Origin of the sequence: Aurantimonas sp. 22II-16-19i (assembly GCF_002088275.1) — a bacterium.
In the GTDB taxonomy this organism is placed as follows: Bacteria; Pseudomonadota; Alphaproteobacteria; order Rhizobiales; family Rhizobiaceae; genus Jiella.
Map to the genome: position 1 here is coordinate 1 of NZ_AQQS01000099.1, position 220 is coordinate 220.

The 220-nt window shown below is 49.1% G+C and carries 1 rRNA gene; it reads right to left on the reverse strand.

The features are described 5' to 3' along the window. Positions 1-220 (reverse strand): 23S ribosomal RNA (locus ATO4_RS26775); the annotation flags it as partial.

The window sequence follows — 220 nt, forward strand, 5'->3', positions numbered from 1 at the left end:
CTGGTGGTCTGGGCTGTTTCCCTTTCGACTACGGATCTTATCACTCGCAGTCTGACTCCCGAGTATAAGTACATGGCATTCGGAGTTTATCTGAATTCGGTAACCCGAGAAGGGCCCCTAGTCCAAACAGTGCTCTACCTCCATGACTCTTTACCTCGAGGCTAGCCCTAAAGCTATTTCGGAGAGAACCAGCTATCTCCAAGTTCGATTGGAATTTCTC